Raw genomic sequence first — 15,421 nt, forward strand, 5'->3', positions numbered from 1 at the left:
TGTTGCTCCTTTCAGGCGTCCTCGGGCGCCTCGATCATCCCCTGCTCCCACATCCACCGGGCGATCAGGATCGTTCCGAAGACGGAGACGATGATCACCACGTATAGCGGGTAGCCCGGGAGGAAGTTGAGGAGTCCCTGTTCCAACAGCAGCGTCATCGCCAGCGCGAGCACGAACCCGACGCCGGCAACCTTCGGGTAATCGCGCCCGAACTGGGCGAAGATCGCCCCGAACACCGCGGGGACGAGGTACGATTCGAGCGCGTTCTGCCACAGGCCGGGCAGCGCCTGGAACGCGGACACGAGGGCGAACGCGCCCACGCCCAGAAGCGTCGTGTTCACGCCGATCGACGCGGCGATCGCGATCGTCGAGATGATGCTGCCCTTCGGCGTGCCGGTCTGGACGTCCGCGCTCTCCTGGGCCGCGGCGGCGCAGGGCAGCCGGAGGTTCGAGATGTTCCCGGAGAGGAACGCCATATACGTGCCCGGGATCCCCAGCACGGGGTAGTAGGAGATCGGCTCGACGAACCAGAAGATGCCGAACGTCGCCGCCACCGAGACGAACGCCCCGACGATCGCCTGCGTCGGCGGCAGGATGTCGAAGACGGTGAGGAGGACGACCGCGGGCCCCAGCGAGAGCAGCACCGCGAGGAGGTTCGTCACTCGCCCCCACCTGTTGATGTACGGGATGAAGCTGTCCTGGTAGACGTCGGACCCGGCGCCGGAGCCGCCGACTGCGGATGCGTCGTTCCCCGACATCTTACCACCCAGTCCCCACGGTCACCTGCAGCGCCACGCCGACGAAGAGGCCGACGATCATCGAGACGCCGAGGGCCCACTCCCGTATCCATTGGACGTCCCGTTGGTCCGCGATCCGGAGGAGAAGCAGCATCGTGAGTCCCCCGACGGCGACCGACCCCGTCTCGGGGGTCCCCGCCGTGACCTCGCCGGTCAGGAAGTAGGCGAACGCTCCGAGCATCGCCGCGGAGCTGATGATCGGGATGAGCTTGTCCTTGCCGTTCCCCAGCTTCTGTCTCGCCTTCTCCATGTGGGGCGTGCCGAGCGCCGAGACCAGCAGCCAGCCGGTGCCGCCCAGCGTCATCGACCAGACCGCGGTCGCGTACGCGGTCTCGGTGATGCCCTCGTCACCGAGCCCGTAACCGAACTGGCTCACGCCCAGCTCGGCCGCCGGGAGCTCGAACGCGACCGACCCGATGACCGACAGACGCATCCAGGCGACCGGACCGCCGACGGTGGCGATCAGCGCCAACATTCCGACGAGCACGGCGACCGCGGGACCGATCGCCGAGATGAACCCGGTCTTGAAGCCGGATCGAAGCTGGTCGTCCGAGAGTCCCATCTCCTTGCCGTCCTGCCAGGCTCGTCGCAGAAAGATCGCCGCCTGCAACAGCACCACCGAGACGACGGGTATCGTGGAGAGCCACAACCATCGACTGTTAGCGATATCCATATATGTCGGACCGATCGTTAAGAGTTCCTGCCATACCATGGCTGGTACTGTCTCTCTCATTCCCATATATAAACCCATCGGTAATGTACGTGTTCTCACACGTCACCGACGACCGGTGATGTACGGTCGCTCGGCGACCGTTCGTCGGCCCTCGTGAGCCACGGTCGACGGCGCGTTCGACGATGTGCCCGAATCCCCGAAACCGTAGGTTTCAATAGCGCTTCCCGCCAAATTACAGTTACTGGTGTACGAGTTGCTTCGATCCGTTCTGCTGGACCCGTTCGCGATCATGAACTCCGTCGGGTTGGTCGCGTTCGCCCTGGTCGGCGCCGCGAAGGCGATCCGCGAGGAGTTCGACCTGTTCGGGATCACCGTCGTCGGCCTCGTCACGGCGTTCGTCGGGGGCGCGACCCGGGACGTCCTGGTCGGGCGGATCCCGCTCGCGCTCAGCTCGATGGGCGAGATCACCCTCGGAATGGTCGGGGTGAGCCTCGCCGTCGCGCTCCATCTCGTGTTGGAGTCCCCCGACGACCATCCGATAACGGTGGTCTCAGACGCGATCGGGCTGGCGGCGTTCACGACCGCGGGCGCCATCGTGGCCGTCGAGACGGGCGTGTCCAGTTTCGGCGTCGTCGCCATCGCCACGATCAACGCGGTCGGCGGCGGCGCGTTCGCCGACATCCTGCTCGACCGGTCGCCGTTCATCCTGGTGACCGACTTCTACGCGAGCTGTGCCGTTTTGGGCGGGACCACCTACTGGCTCCTCGCCGTCGCGTTCGGCGCCGGGAGCGTCGCCGCCGCGCTGTGTGCGGCGGTCACCGTCGGAACCCGACTGTACGCGGTTCGGTTCGGATTGCACCTCCCGACCGCCCAGTCGGTCGGCGCGGCGGTCGACGGGCGGTTCGGCAACGGCTCGAAGTGAGTGGAAAGTGACCACGTTCCGACGGGACGCCGATCACGCTTCGACGGGACGCCAACCACGTTCCGACGGGACCGCCGACCGCTCCAGGGGACTCCCCCTCGGCGCTCGATGAGAATTTATAAATCGGTTCGCGGATCACTGAGAAACGAACGATTCGCGGGAGTCCAGCTGCGGGCTCTCGCGTGTCTCCCCGCGTTATGACCGAACGACGGCGCAGCGTCCCGGATCACGGGCGGGGACTACGACCGAATCACGCGATCACCAGCGGTTCACACGACCACCAGCGGTTCACCAACCCATGAGCACCACCGATCCATCCATCGAAACGGACGTAGCGGTCATCGGCGCCGGCCCCGGCGGCTACGTCGCCGCGATCCGCGCCGCACAACACGACCTCGACGTGACGCTCGTCGAGAGGGACGCATACGGGGGCGTCTGTCTCAACGCGGGCTGTATCCCCTCGAAGGCGTACATCCACGCGGCCGACCTCGCCCACGACGCGACCCACGCGGCGGAGATGGGGCTTGAGGGCGATCTCGAGGTCGACATGCCGACGCTGCAGGACTGGACGTCCGGCATCGTCGACCGGATGACGCGCTCCGTCGAGAAGCTGTGTAAGGCGAACGGGGTGCGGCTCGTCGAGGGAACGGCGACGTTCGCGTCCGAATCGGAGCTGGCCGTCGCCGGGCCCGATGCGGCGCCCGAGACGATTTCCTTCGAGCACGCGATCGTGTCGACCGGGAGCCGGCCCATCGAGATCCCGAACTTCCCGTTCGCCGCGGACTCCGTGTGGTCCTCGCGGGACGCGCTCGGCGCCGAAACCGTTCCCGACCGCCTCGTGGTCGTCGGTGCGGGGTACATCGGGATGGAGCTTTCCACGACGTTCGCCAAGCTCGGCGCCGACGTGACGGTGGTCGAGATGCTCGACGACGTGCTCCCGACCTACGAGGACGACGTGAAACGCGTCGTTCGCTCGCGTGCGGAGGAGCTGGGGATCGAGTTCTCGTTCGGCGAGGGCGCCAGCGACCGACGCGAGACCGCCGACGGGATCGAAATCGTCACCGAAACCGAGGACGGCGAGGAATCGGTCTACCAGGCCGACCGCGTGCTGGTCGCGGTCGGGCGCGAGCCGGTGACCGACACGCTCGAACTGGACGCGGCCGGCCTGGAGCCCGACGCGGACGGCTTCCTCGAGACGGACGCGCAGGGACGGACCGACCTCGATCACGTCTTCGCCGTGGGCGACGTGGCGGGCGACCCGATGCTCGCCCACGCGGCCAGCCGCGAGGGGATCGTCGCCGCCGAGACCATCGCCGGCGAGCCGGCCGCCCTCGACGCGCAGGCCGTCCCGAGCGCCGTGTTCACCGACCCCGAAATCGCGACGGTCGGACTCACCGAGGCGGAGGCGACCGCGGAGGGGTTCGACACGGTGGTCGGCGAGATGCCGTTCCGGGCCTCCGGGCGGGCGATGACGGCGGACGCGACGGACGGGTTCGTCCGCATCGTCGCCGACGCCGACGGCCACGCCGTGCTCGGCGCGCAGATCGTGGGGGCCGATGCCTCCGAGCTGATCGCGGAGGTCACGCTGGCGGTCGAGACGGGCGCGACGCTCGAGGACGTCGCGACCACCGTTCACACCCACCCGACGCTGGCGGAGGCCGTGATGGAGGCCGCGGAGAACGCGATGGGGCAGGCGATCCACACGCTCAATCGATAGGATAGCGTAGCGGTTCGATCGGTCGCGATCGAAGCATCCATCGAGGTACTCGACGTTCCTACCGCGTCAGTCCATCCTCGTCTCCGTCAGCGTCGTCCCCGTCGGAGTGGATCGCCGGCACGACGCGTTTGATGGCGTATCCCGCCGCCTCGAGATCCGCGATGATCCGGTCGATCGCCGCGGTGCCGGGCGTCGTCATCCGGATGACCAGATCCGCGGTGCCGACGGGCAGCCCCTCCTCGGATCGGTCGTGGCGCACGCTTCGCACGTTCGTGTCGTGGTGGCCGACGATCTCGGCGACCTCGCCGAGCACGCCCGGCCGGTCGTCGATCCTGACCGTGAGCGTGACGAACTGCCGGCGGTCGACGAGCGCCCGCGTGAGGATGTCCTGCAGCGTCGCGACGTCGATGTTCCCGCCGCCGAGCACCGGCACCACGGTCTCGCCCCGACAGTCGACCGCCCCGGTGAGCAGCGGCGCGACGGCGGCCGCGGCGGCCCCCTCGACGAGTTGCTTCGTCCGCTCGAGCAGCCACAGCGTCGCCTGCGCGATCTCGGTGTCGGTGACCGTGACGACCTCGTCGACGTGGTCGTCGATGATCTCGAGCGTGAGATCCGAGACGCTCCCCGTCGCGATCCCGTCGGCGATCGTGTCCGGGGTCTCGTTCTCGACCGGCCGCCCCTTCCGCAGGCTTTGCGGCACCGTGGCGGCCGTCTCGGCCTGCACGCCGACGATCCGGACGGAGTCGTCGATGGCCTTGACCGCGGTCGCGATCCCGCCGATCAGTCCGCCGCCGCCGATCGGGATCGTGAAGAGACTCATCTCGGGAACCTGTTCGAGCAGCTCCAGGCCGATCGTCCCCTGGCCGGCGACGACGTCGGGGTCGTCGTACGCGTGGACGAACTCGGTGTCCGTGTCCGCGGCCAGCGACCGGGCGGTCGCCATCGCGTCGGCGAAGGTGTCCCCCACGAGCCGGACGGTCGCGCCGTAGCCCTCGGTCGCGTCGACCTTCGCCTGCGGCGCCGTCTCCGGCATCACGATCACCGACTCGAGCCCGAGCTCGGTCGCCGCGAACGCGACGCCCTGCGCGTGGTTGCCCGCGCTCGCCGCGACGACGCGGTCCGCGTCGCCGTCCGCGATCCGGTGGATGGCGTTGAACGCGCCGCGAGGCTTGAACGACCCCGTCTTCTGGAGGTGCTCGCATTTCAACCGGACGTCCGCCCCGAGCCGGTCGCCCAGCGTCGAGCTCGTCTGGACGGGCGTCCGCCGGATGCCCGCGGCGTCGTCGATCCTGTCCTCGGCTGCCGTGATGTCCTCGATGGTGATGGTCATTCGAATCGTGATGATATCGGGACGCGTGAGACGTCGAAGCGGTCAGTGGCTCGTTGAACGCCGATCCCGGCGACCGCGACGACGTCGTTGCGGTCGGCGTCGCCGCGGGCGCGGGAGGACGGGACCCGCGAATCAGTCGGAGAGCTGCTGCCAGCTCAGTTTCGGATCCCGGGCGGCGGTCGTCTGGTCGATCCGTTTCGCGGCGGTCATCCGTGGCGCCGCCGCGATCGCGTCGTCGTCCGCCTCGCTGACCGCGTTGAAGGCCGCGGCGAGCCGCTCGAGCGAGCGCTTGCTCTCGGCTTCCGTCGGCTCGGTCATCAGCGCCTCGTCGACGATCTCGGGCCACTTCGTCGTCGGCGGATGGACGCCGTTGTCCAGCATCGCCTTGGCGAAGTCCGCGGCGTCGGTCTCGCCGGCGCTCGCCACGAACTCGTGGTGGAAGGGGCCGAAGGGAACCTCGAGGTCGATCCGCTCGGCGAGGTAGTTCGCGTTGAGCACCGCCTTCGCGCTGGTGTCGACCAGCCCCTCGTCGCCCAGCCGGGAGATGTAGGCGTGCGTCTTGAGAAGCACGAGCCAGTTGCCCATCGACCCGTGTACCTTCCCGATCGATTCGGCCGGCTCGACGAGCGTGTACTCGTCGCCGTCGACGCGGACCTGCGGGCTGGGCAGGAACTTCTCGAGCCCCTCGCGCACGCCGATCGGGCCGGCACCGGGGCCGCCGCCGCCGTGGGGCGTGGCGAACGTCTTGTGGACGTTGAAGTGCATCACGTCGAAGCCCATGTCGCCGGGGCGGGCGCGCCCGAGCAGCGCGTTGAGGTTGGCGCCGTCGTAATACAGCAGCCCGCCGGCGTCGTGGACGATCGTCGCGATCTCCTCGATGTCACGCTCGAAGAGGCCGAGCGTGTTCGGGTTGGTGAGCATCAGCGCCGCGGTCGAGTCGCCCACCGCCTCGGAGAGGGCGTCGAGGTCGACCCGCCCGTCGTCGTCGGCCGGCAGCTCGACGATGTCGTAGCCGGCCATCGCGGCGCTCGCGAAGTTCGTGCCGTGGGCGCTGGCGGGAACGAGGATCTCCTCGCGCTGATCGCCCTCGTCGTTGTGCTCGTGGTAGGCCTTCGCGACCAGGATCCCGGTCAGCTCGCCGGCCGCCCCGGCCGGCGGCTGCAGGGTGACGGCGCTCATCCCGCCGATCCGGGACAGGTAGTCCTGCAGCTCGTGGTAGACCTGCAGGGTCCCCTGTGCCAGCTCGGGATCGCGGTCCGGATGGACCGCCGCCGCCGGTTGGCCGGCGATGTCCTCGGTGAACTTCGGGTTGTACTTCATCGTACAGGACCCCAGCGGGTACGGCCCGCTGTCGATCCCGTAGTTCATCTGGGAGAGCCGGGTGTAGTGGCGGACCAGCTCCGGCTCCGAGATCGAGGGCAGCTCGACCCCGTCGCGCGTCAGATCGTCCGGCAGGTACGTGTCGCTCGGCTCGTGGCGGGTCAGGTCCTTCTCGGCCAACAGCGGCTCGTGGCCGTCCGATTCCGTCTCGTCCCATTTCGCCTGTCGATGTCGTTGCATTACGCCATCACCTCCCGGACGGTCTCGAGGAGCTCCGCGGCGTGCTCCTCGTTCGTCTCCGTGACGCAGACCTGTATCGCGTCGTCGCCGCGCCGGTGCACCGCGAACCCGCGGTCCGCCAACTCCGAGACCACCGCCTCGGCGTCGCCGTCGATCTCCGCCGTGAACTCCCGGAAGTGGTAGGCGTCGTTCGCCGGCGCCGAGACGCCCGGGATCGCGTCGAGTTCGGCGGCGAGCCGTGCGGGCAGACGCGTACATCGGTCCGCGAGCGCGGTGAGCCCCTCCGGTCCCAGATACGCCGCGTGGATCGCGGTCCGCAGCGCGACCCACGCCTGGTTGCTACAGATGTTCGACGTCGCCCGCTCGCGGCGGATGTGCTGTTCGCGCGTCTGCAGCGTGAGCGTGTAGGTCCGGTCGCCGTCGGCATCCTCGCTCGCGCCAACCAGCCGCCCGGGTACCTGTCGCAGGAACTCCTCGCGGCACGCGAACAGCCCGATGCCCATCCCGTAGACGTTCGGGAGCCCGAGCACGCCGGCGTTCCCGACGACGACGTCGGCGCCGACGTCGGCCGGGTTCTGTAGCAGGGACAACGCCAGCAGGTCGGAGCCGAGACAGAACAACGTCTCCCGGTCCTCGAGGATCGACCCGATCTCGTCGAGGTGCTCCTCGATGACGCCGTCGGTGGTCGGGTTCTCGACGTAGACGAGCAGGACGTCCTCCCCGAGGGCCGACTCCAGCGCGTCGGGGTCGACCATCCCGTTTGCGGTCGGGAACTCCCGGATCTCGAGTCCGGGGCCGTCGGCGTAGTTCTCGAGGACCGCTCGCCGCTCGGCCCGGAGGTAGTCGGGAACGAGGATCGTCGACCCGTCCGCGGCGCGGACCCGGTCCGCGAGGGTGGCCGCCTCGCCGAGGGCCGTCGCGGCGTCGTACATCGAACAGTTCGCGACGTCCATCCCGGTGAGCTCGGTCACCAGCGACTGGAACTCGAACAGGACCTGGAGGAACCCCTGGGAGACCTCCGGCTGGTACTGCGTGTACGACGTGATGAACTCCGACCGAAGCGACAGCGAGTCGACGACCGACGGGACGTAATGGGAGTAGTGCCCGCGGCCGAGGAACTCGACGACGTCCGCGTTGGCGTCCAGCGTCCGGTCGAGGCGCCGTCGAACCGCCCGTTCCGACCGTCCCTCGATCCCGAACGATCCGTCGTATCGAACCGGCTCCGGAACGTCGAACAGTTCCTCGACGTCGTCCGCCCCGATGGCGGCCAACATCTCCGTTACGTCCTCGGCATCGTGTGGCGTGAACGGACTTCCCGATTCGGCCTGCGCCGCATCGGACTCGTCGAACGAGAGGTCCGTTTCACGCGTTGGGTGTGTCTGGTTCATGGGTTAGATCTGATCCTCGTATTCCGCTGCCGTGAGAAGGGAGTCGACGTCCTCGACGTCCTCGTCCGTGCTGATCTCGACGAGCCAGCCGTCACCGTGCGGGTCCTCGTTTATCAGCTCCGGCCGGTCGGTGACCGCGTCGTTGACCGCCTCGATCGTCCCCGACACCGGGAGGTAGATGTCCGAGACGGCCTTGATGCTCTCCACGACCGCGAACTGGTCGCCGCGGTCGAACGTCTCGCCCTCCCGCGGGAGCTCCGCGAAGACGATGTCGCCGAGCTCGTCCTGTGCGAAGTCGGTGATGCCGACCCGGAGGACGCCCTCCTCGTCGGTGGCCAGTACCCATTCGTGCGATTCCGCGTACCGCCGATCGGTCGGTATCTCGTAGTCCATAGCGTTAGTCGTCGGTTCCGTCGGTGGCGTCGTTCCCGTCGCTCGCCTCGTCCCCGCCGTTTCCGCCGAGCGAGTCCAGGAACCGCTGGCCGACGATCGTCGCCGGGATCCTCCGGCCGCGGACCTCGACCGCGATCTCGGTGCCGGTCGACGCGTGGTCGGCGTCCACGTAGCCGAGCGCGATCGGCTCCGAGAGCGTCGGGCTCATCGTTCCGCTCGTGACGTGGCCGAGGTGCTCGTCGTCGCGGTACAGCTCGTAGCCGTTGCGTGGCACCCCGCGCCCGTTCAGGTGGATCCCGACGAGAAGTTCCTCGGGGCCCGTTTCCGCCTGGCGGGCCAGCGCGTCCTTGCCGACGAAGTCGTCCTTCGACTCGTCCACAACGAACCCGAGCTTCGCCTCGAGGGGCGTTCTGGGTTCGGTCTCCGGATCGAAGTCCTGTCCGGATAACAGGAGGCCGGCCTCGAGCCTGAGCGTGTCTCTCGCGCCGAGCCCGCAGGGCTGGACGTCGTCGAACGTCCCCCACAGCTCGCGCGAGCGGTCCGCGTCGAAGAAGACCTCGACGCCGTCCTCGCCGGTGTATCCCGTCCGGGCGACCAGACACTCGACGTCGCCGATCGTCGTTCTGATCGTCGAGAAGCGGCCGACGTCGGCGATCGAGTCCTGCGCGTGCGCGTCGACCGTCTCGATCGCGTCGGGACCCTGGATGGCAACGAGGCCCAGGTCCTCGGTCCGGTTCTCGACCGTGACGTCCGCATCCAGCGACGCGGCGTGCGTCGACCAACGGTCGGTCATCTGCGTCCCGTGGCCGGCGTTGGGAACGAACAGGTACGCGTCCTCGTCGGGGTACCTGTAGATCACCGTGTCGTCGATGATGACGCCGTCATCGTTCAGGATGCACGAGTACTGTGCATCCCCCGGCTCGAGGTCCGCCACGGCGTTGGTCGTCAGGTGGTCCATAACCGCCGTCGCGTCGGGGCCGCGGACCTCGACCTCACCCATATGGCTGACGTCGAAGATTCCGACGGACTCCCGGACGGCGGCGTGTTCCGTGCTGATCCCCGCGTACGAGACGGGCATCTCCCACCCGCCGAAGTCGGTGAACTCCGCCCCGGCGTCGCGGTGTACCTGATGGAGTGGTGGCGTGCGTAGCGACACGAGTGGAGTTCGGCAGCGTCAATATAAAAGCGTTTCCGTGGTTGCGGCGCGCGTTCGCCGGCGCTCGCCGGCGTTCGCACGAGCGCCCACTTTTATGTTGACACGCATATTGTTTTCCAATATGGGAAACAGATCGCGCACGACATCGAAAACGTCCCTCCTCACGATCGAGGCGATTCGGGACCTGGAGGGCGCGACGCTGTCGGAGATCTCCGACCACACCGGGATTCCGGTGAGCACGCTCCACACCCACCTCCGAACCCTCCGCGAGATGGAGTACGTGGTCCGCGAGGGCGACGTCTACCAGCTCGGGATGAAGCTCTTCCACCTCGGCGAGCAGGCGCGGTGGCGCGACGAACGCTACCAGATCGTGAAGGAGCGGGCCTGGAACCTGTCGAACCGGGTCGGCGAGGAGGTGAGCTTCGCGATCAAGGAGAACGACCGGATGGTCATCCTCTTCGACGAGACGACCACGCCCTCCGACGAGGGGTTTCAGGTCGGCCGGTACTTCGACCTCCATAGTTCGGCATGTGGGAAAGCAACGCTCGCGGAGCTTCCCGAATCCCGGGTCGACGGGTTCGTCGACCGATACGGGCTGCCGGCCCACACCGACAACACGATCACCGATCGCGACGCCCTCCACGAGGAGCTCGAGACGATCCGGAAACGGGGCTACGCCGTCAACGCACAGGAGGAACTGGAGGGATTGCGGGCCGTGGCGATCGCGATCGAGGAGCCGGACGGAAGCGTGTTCGGAACGCTCGACATCTCCGGACCCCCGTATCGGCTACCCGAGGACGAGGTCGTCGCCGAACGGCTCCGGTCCACGGTCGCGGACGTCGAGGCCGCCCTCGAGGACTACGAACAGGGGTAACGACTTTCTCCAGCCGGTTTCCCAGGAGCCGAAACAAGCGGTAGCCGGTTCGGCGTACCCGAGGTGGGTCGGATCTCGCTAGCCGATCTATTACACCCATATATTTGTAATAAATCCTGGTCCCCGGTCACCGGTCGACGTCGTCTCGCGGCTGCTCGACGGAAGTCATCGGAGTCCCCCGTGAACGAACTCTTCGTTCGACCGGACCAGTCCGTCCTTCGCTGATCGCGTTAGCAGGGACCAGTCCGTCTCCCGCTGATCGCGTTAGCAGCATTCATACGACGTTTCTATATGGATCCAGATACGTTTTGAGATACCTCGTTATATTTAGTACTCGACGGACGCGATCGTGGTCTACGGAACGGGGTCACACCGACGGCGACGGGTCACCGGGATCGACCGGCAAGCCGCCACACTGCAGCTTCCGAGGCGGTTCCGGCAGCCGTCATCCGGTTCGATCCGTCGACGACTCGATCGGAAGCACCCGCTACGGTCGGTGGTGCTGCTCGTCGGGAGGGATCCGTTTCTCGGACCGATATGGGCGGCATCCGGGCCGTTCCTTTCCGTTCCGAACCCGACCGGCAGTCATCTAATTAAAATGAAAGCAACACATATTTATATATTGTTTATTATTTATCTTTCCGCGCTCGTGATCGGCCGGGCGGCTCGCGTGACTCCGACGGCCGATGAGTTCGAGGGATGTACCAGACGGACTATATCCGCACGCGTCGTCGATCCGAACGTGTCGCGGATCGACCTCTCCGGCGACGGCGCACGACTCCTCCGCCATTTCGCCTGGTCCACGGTGGCGCTGATCACGGTCCTCGTCGTGGCCGCCTTCGTCGTCGACGTCGGCGTGGCGGCACCTGATCCGGTCGCATACGACCGGACCGCCGAACTCGGCGTCTCGGCCGAGACGGACGACGTGATGGCCGGCCGGCGGGAGATCCCGAAGGCACAGGTCTTCTACTCCCAGTTCCAATACGTCGTCGGCTATGCCGGCATCGAGACGATGGTCTCGGATCTCGACGACTCGTACACGCGCCGGCAGCTTGGATATCCGACGGCGGCATACGTGCAGACGTACGACGACGCTGCGCCGTCGGTCGACGATCGCGGTCGGCTGACGGCGACGGGATCGACGACGTGGACGCCGGCGGACGAGGCGGTTTACGTTATCGGGAGTGATGCCCGGACCACGGCCGGCGAGACCGTCGTCCCGTTCGCCGATCGGGATGCCGCCGACTCGTTCGTGACGGCCGAGGGCGGAACGGTCAGTACGTGGACGACGCTTCGCGAGCGCCGGTTCGAGGTGGACACGGCGGCGACCGTTCGGGAGGCGGTTCCCGAGCGGTGGACCCGGGCAACCGAGCGGATCGATCGGGCCACCGCACGAACAGATCGTCCGGTGTCCGTCGTCGTCGACCGGGAGACGGACGCGAACCACGAAGCGGACGCGAACCACGAAGCGGACTCGATCCGGCGGGCCGGATCCATCCAGGAGGCGGTCGACGTCGCGCCGCCGAACACGACGGTCGTGGTTCCTGAGGGAACCTACGAGGAGCGGATACGCATCGAGAAGCCGATCACCCTTACCGGCCGGGGCGCGCGGCTTCGCGGGAACGGGACCGAATCGGTGATCACGGTGCGCTCGGCGAACGTCTCGATCACCGGCATTCGGATCTCGGGAACCGGAAATCGAACGCGCGACGACGAGGCGATCAGCCAGCCGCCCGGTTCCGATGCCGACGACGACGCGGCGTGGGACGAGCTCATCCGAACCGGATACGGATACGGGGACGCCGGAATTCTGGCCGATGACTCGCCCGGGCTCGTCGTCACGAACACGACGATCGAGACCAACGCGAGCGGGATCCTGCTTCGGGAGGGGTCCGATGCGGTGATCCGGAACGTTCGCGTGACCGGCACGGAAGGCTGGGAGAACGGGTTTATGGGCGTTACTGCGTTGAACTCCCGGATCACCGTCGCCGGAAGCACGTTCACGGGCGGCCGGGACGGCATCTACCTCCACCGGGGCGACGGATCGGTGATTCGGAACAGCACGTTCCGAGAGACCCGATACGGGATCCATCTGATGTACACGAGCGACACGCTGCTCGCCGACAACGTGATCCGCGATCAGGAGTTCGGCGGGATCACGGTGATGACGCGTCCCGAAGGGAACGCGATCGTCGGCAACGACATCCGCCGAACGCCGACCGCGATCCAGCCGTCCGGCATCCGGAGCTATGTCGGGTACAACACGCTCGTGAACAACGAACTCGGGCTGTCGACGAGCGCCCGCGAATCCGTCTACGAGTACAACGTGATCGCCGACAACGGGATGGGTGCGCGGTCGACGACCGTTATCCCGTCGAGTTTGATCGCACGCAACGACTTCGTCGGGAACGACCGACACGCGTCCGCAGGGTCCGGCCCGTTACGGATCTGGGCGGACGGCGATCACGGAAACTACTGGGAGGGAGCATACGAGTCGCCGTCCCTGTGGCTGACCGGTCCGAACGGCGCACCAGCCCGGACGTCTTCCGGGACCTTCGACCGCACATACCGACCGAGTTCACCGGTCGATGCTACGCTTCACCGTAATCCGGCCGCCACGACGCTCGCCGAGTCCCCGTCCGTCCGTGCGCTCGCCGCGCTCCGCGGGTCGGTCCCCGGTGCCCGCACCGGGAGCGTGATCGATCCGGCACCGGTACGCACGCCACACGCACCCGATCGGATCGCGCGAGCGACCGACTCGAGCGGCCCAACCCACGCGGCGTGGCGGCAGGACCTACTGAACGAGTCACGCAACGACGCCAACTCGACCACAACACGACGGATGGATACGAAGCCGATTATGGAGACGCAACCGATGGCTACCACGGGAGTACCGCAGTGACGGACGAACGACCGCTCGTTCGGGTCGACGACGTCACGCGAACGTACGGCGGTGTCGCGGTGTTGACCGACGTCGCATTCGACGTCCGTGCCGGCATAACGGCCGTCATCGGTCCGAACGGCTCCGGGAAATCGACGCTGCTCCGAGCGCTCGTCGGCGACACCGCGCCGACCGACGGAACGGTTCGCTATCACGGACCGGCCACCGCCCGCCCGATCGGCTATCTCCCGCAGCGAGCGTCGTTCCGGGGGTCGTTCACCGCCCGTGAAACGCTCGCGTTCTATGCACGGCTGCTCGACGAGACGCCGGACGGATATCTCGAGCGTGTCGGCCTCTCCGATGCAGCCGACCGGTCGGTCGAGGACCTCTCCGGAGGGATGCGTCGATTGCTGGGGATCGCACAGGCAACGATCGGCGATCCGCCCGTCCTCGTGTTGGACGAGCCGACGAGCGGCCTGGACCCCGGTATGCGTGAACGGATCTTCGAGCTCGCGGGGCAGTATGCCGGCACGGACGCGGGCGTGAACGCGACGACTGATACGGAGGCGAACGCCGCGGTCGTGGTGAGCACGCACGACCTCGAACTGGTGGACCGGTACGCGGACCGGGTGCTCTGTCTGCGGCACGGAGCGGTCGCGGCGTCGGGGCCGCTTTCGGCGGTGTACGCCGATCACGACGTGGACACCGCCGCCGACCTCTATCGATCGGTCGTGCCCGGAGCGAGCTCGGTGGCCGACCCAGCGACGGATTCGGCTGAGTCGGTCCACGTCACGGGGGTGTCCACGCGATGACCGGTCCACGCCACGGTGGCGTCCACGCGATGACCGGATCGCGGGCTCGCGTGATCGGCGCGGTCCTTCGACGAGAGATCGCGACGATCCGCCGAACGCCGGGCTACTGGATCGCCTCCCTCGGGCTCCTGGTCGTGCTTGCCGGAGTACTTGCCGTCGGCGGAGGCGGTGAGACCGGATTCGTCCCCACGATCGTGGATCTGTTGCTCCCGACCGAACTGCTCGTCCCCGTGGTGGCCGTCGTGCTCGGATATCGAGCGTTGCTCACCGACGCCGAGGAGCTGGCGATGATCCGGACGTATCCCATATCGACGGTCGAATACGTTTGTGGCATCGTTGCCGCCCGGTTCGCCGCGCTCCTCGGGATGCTGGTTCCGTTCGCACTGGTGGGTGGATACGTCTGGCTCACCGCGAGCCCGGACACGACGATCTACGCCACGCACACCGGCGTCGACTCGCCGCTGCTTTTCGTCCGATTTCTCGCGTTCGTCGTCCTCCTCGGGCTTCCGTATCTGTCGCTGGCGATGGTCGTTGGCGCGGTTGCAAACAGCCGGCGGGGGGCGTTGGCGCTCGCCGCCCTCGTTCTCATCGGCGGCGTGCTTGGCGGCGATCTCGCGGTGGTCGGTACGCTCGGCGGTGACGCCGGGGTCGCATCATTCCCGGCTCGCGTCGCGATCCCGCCGAACGGAGCCTTCCGGGGACTCGTCTTCGAACACGTCATCGGGGTCGCCCTCCCTCCGGACGACGGGTTCGTGTCGTCCGCCGCGGCGGTCGGGAGTCTGCTCGGCTGGACGGCGATCGGCGTCGGCGCCTCGATCGCCGCACTGGCGTTCGGCGACGCCGTCACCGATCGGCTTGCGCGAGTTCGCGGGCGGGTCGAATCGCTCCGAGGTCGATGACCGGGGACTTGGGCAGACG

Annotated in this window: 13 protein-coding genes; 6 read left to right on the forward strand and 7 right to left on the reverse strand. The window is 67.6% G+C overall.

Going from position 1 to position 15,421, the window contains the following annotated elements:
- Nucleotides 1-11 precede the first annotated feature (11 nt).
- Nucleotides 12-758: a hypothetical protein gene (locus tag BLV25_RS01685; RefSeq protein WP_092730451.1), complete on the reverse strand. Its 747-nt coding sequence runs from the start codon at nt 756-758 to the stop codon at nt 12-14.
- A 1-nt stretch (nt 759) separates the two neighbouring features.
- Nucleotides 760-1,470, reverse strand: a complete 711-nt coding sequence (locus BLV25_RS01690) for a DUF5058 family protein (RefSeq protein ID WP_039400628.1) — start codon at nt 1,468-1,470, stop codon at nt 760-762.
- A gap of 289 nt (nt 1,471-1,759) precedes the next feature.
- Here BLV25_RS01690 and BLV25_RS01695 point away from each other — a divergent pair, with 289 nt between their 5' ends.
- Nucleotides 1,760-2,392: a trimeric intracellular cation channel family protein gene (locus BLV25_RS01695; protein ID WP_176819424.1), complete on the forward strand. Its 633-nt coding sequence runs from the start codon at nt 1,760-1,762 to the stop codon at nt 2,390-2,392.
- A gap of 298 nt (nt 2,393-2,690) precedes the next feature.
- Nucleotides 2,691-4,109 (forward strand): dihydrolipoyl dehydrogenase, encoded by a 1,419-nt coding sequence (gene lpdA / locus BLV25_RS01700; RefSeq protein ID WP_092730455.1) that lies wholly within the window; start codon nt 2,691-2,693, stop codon nt 4,107-4,109.
- A gap of 58 nt (nt 4,110-4,167) precedes the next feature.
- On the opposite strand, the gene ilvA is transcribed toward lpdA, so the two are convergent.
- The 5 genes from ilvA to gcvT form a co-directional block, all read right to left on the reverse strand.
- Complete coding sequence (gene ilvA / locus BLV25_RS01705; RefSeq protein ID WP_092730457.1) at nt 4,168-5,439, reverse strand: threonine ammonia-lyase; 1,272 nt, start codon at nt 5,437-5,439, stop codon at nt 4,168-4,170.
- Nucleotides 5,440-5,571: 132 nt separating this feature from the next.
- Nucleotides 5,572-6,999, reverse strand: a complete 1,428-nt coding sequence (gene gcvPB / locus BLV25_RS01710; protein ID WP_092730459.1) for an aminomethyl-transferring glycine dehydrogenase subunit GcvPB — start codon at nt 6,997-6,999, stop codon at nt 5,572-5,574.
- Nucleotides 6,999-8,387, reverse strand: coding sequence for an aminomethyl-transferring glycine dehydrogenase subunit GcvPA (gene gcvPA / locus BLV25_RS01715; protein WP_092730461.1), 1,389 nt, complete (start codon nt 8,385-8,387; stop codon nt 6,999-7,001). The genes gcvPB and gcvPA overlap by 1 nt, the downstream gene beginning before the upstream one ends.
- A gap of 3 nt (nt 8,388-8,390) precedes the next feature.
- The gene (gene gcvH / locus BLV25_RS01720; RefSeq protein ID WP_092730463.1) at nt 8,391-8,780 is read right to left on the reverse strand and encodes a glycine cleavage system protein GcvH; all 390 of its coding nucleotides are present in this window, start codon (nt 8,778-8,780) and stop codon (nt 8,391-8,393) included.
- A 4-nt stretch (nt 8,781-8,784) separates the two neighbouring features.
- Entirely contained in the window at nt 8,785-9,936 is a 1,152-nt protein-coding gene (gene gcvT / locus BLV25_RS01725; protein ID WP_092730464.1) for a glycine cleavage system aminomethyltransferase GcvT, read from the reverse strand.
- A gap of 121 nt (nt 9,937-10,057) precedes the next feature.
- Between gcvT and BLV25_RS01730 the strand changes: the two genes are divergently transcribed.
- The 4 genes from BLV25_RS01730 to BLV25_RS01745 all read left to right on the forward strand — a co-directional run bounded on the left by BLV25_RS01730 (nt 10,058) and on the right by BLV25_RS01745 (nt 15,402).
- The gene (locus BLV25_RS01730; protein WP_092730466.1) at nt 10,058-10,810 is read left to right on the forward strand and encodes an IclR family transcriptional regulator; all 753 of its coding nucleotides are present in this window, start codon (nt 10,058-10,060) and stop codon (nt 10,808-10,810) included.
- Nucleotides 10,811-11,552: 742 nt separating this feature from the next.
- Nucleotides 11,553-13,712 (forward strand): NosD domain-containing protein, encoded by a 2,160-nt coding sequence (locus tag BLV25_RS01735; protein ID WP_256335625.1) that lies wholly within the window; start codon nt 11,553-11,555, stop codon nt 13,710-13,712.
- Complete coding sequence (locus BLV25_RS01740; protein WP_092730470.1) at nt 13,709-14,503, forward strand: ABC transporter ATP-binding protein; 795 nt, start codon at nt 13,709-13,711, stop codon at nt 14,501-14,503. Before BLV25_RS01735 ends, BLV25_RS01740 begins: the two co-directional genes overlap by 4 nt.
- A gap of 29 nt (nt 14,504-14,532) precedes the next feature.
- Complete coding sequence (locus tag BLV25_RS01745) at nt 14,533-15,402, forward strand: copper ABC transporter permease (RefSeq protein WP_092730472.1); 870 nt, start codon at nt 14,533-14,535, stop codon at nt 15,400-15,402.
- The last annotated feature ends 19 nt before the right edge of the window (nt 15,403-15,421 follow it).

The organism is Halopenitus persicus (assembly GCF_900107205.1).
Taxonomy (GTDB): domain Archaea; phylum Halobacteriota; class Halobacteria; order Halobacteriales; family Haloferacaceae; genus Halopenitus; species Halopenitus persicus.

What these genes read in the sequence shown, in the direction of transcription:
- BLV25_RS01685 (WP_092730451.1), bottom strand. Translation starts at nt 758, where the DNA reads ATGTCGGGGAACGACGCATCCGCAGTCGGCGGCTCCGGCGCCGGGTCC.
- BLV25_RS01690 (WP_039400628.1), bottom strand. Translation starts at nt 1,470, where the DNA reads ATGGATATCGCTAACAGTCGATGGTTGTGGCTCTCCACGATACCCGTC.
- BLV25_RS01695 (WP_176819424.1), top strand. Translation starts at nt 1,760, where the DNA reads ATGAACTCCGTCGGGTTGGTCGCGTTCGCCCTGGTCGGCGCCGCGAAG.
- lpdA (WP_092730455.1), top strand. Translation starts at nt 2,691, where the DNA reads ATGAGCACCACCGATCCATCCATCGAAACGGACGTAGCGGTCATCGGC.
- ilvA (WP_092730457.1), bottom strand. Translation starts at nt 5,439, where the DNA reads ATGACCATCACCATCGAGGACATCACGGCAGCCGAGGACAGGATCGAC.
- gcvPB (WP_092730459.1), bottom strand. Translation starts at nt 6,999, where the DNA reads ATGCAACGACATCGACAGGCGAAATGGGACGAGACGGAATCGGACGGC.
- gcvPA (WP_092730461.1), bottom strand. Translation starts at nt 8,387, where the DNA reads ATGAACCAGACACACCCAACGCGTGAAACGGACCTCTCGTTCGACGAG.
- gcvH (WP_092730463.1), bottom strand. Translation starts at nt 8,780, where the DNA reads ATGGACTACGAGATACCGACCGATCGGCGGTACGCGGAATCGCACGAA.
- BLV25_RS01730 (WP_092730466.1), top strand. Translation starts at nt 10,058, where the DNA reads ATGGGAAACAGATCGCGCACGACATCGAAAACGTCCCTCCTCACGATC.
- BLV25_RS01745 (WP_092730472.1), top strand. Translation starts at nt 14,533, where the DNA reads ATGACCGGATCGCGGGCTCGCGTGATCGGCGCGGTCCTTCGACGAGAG.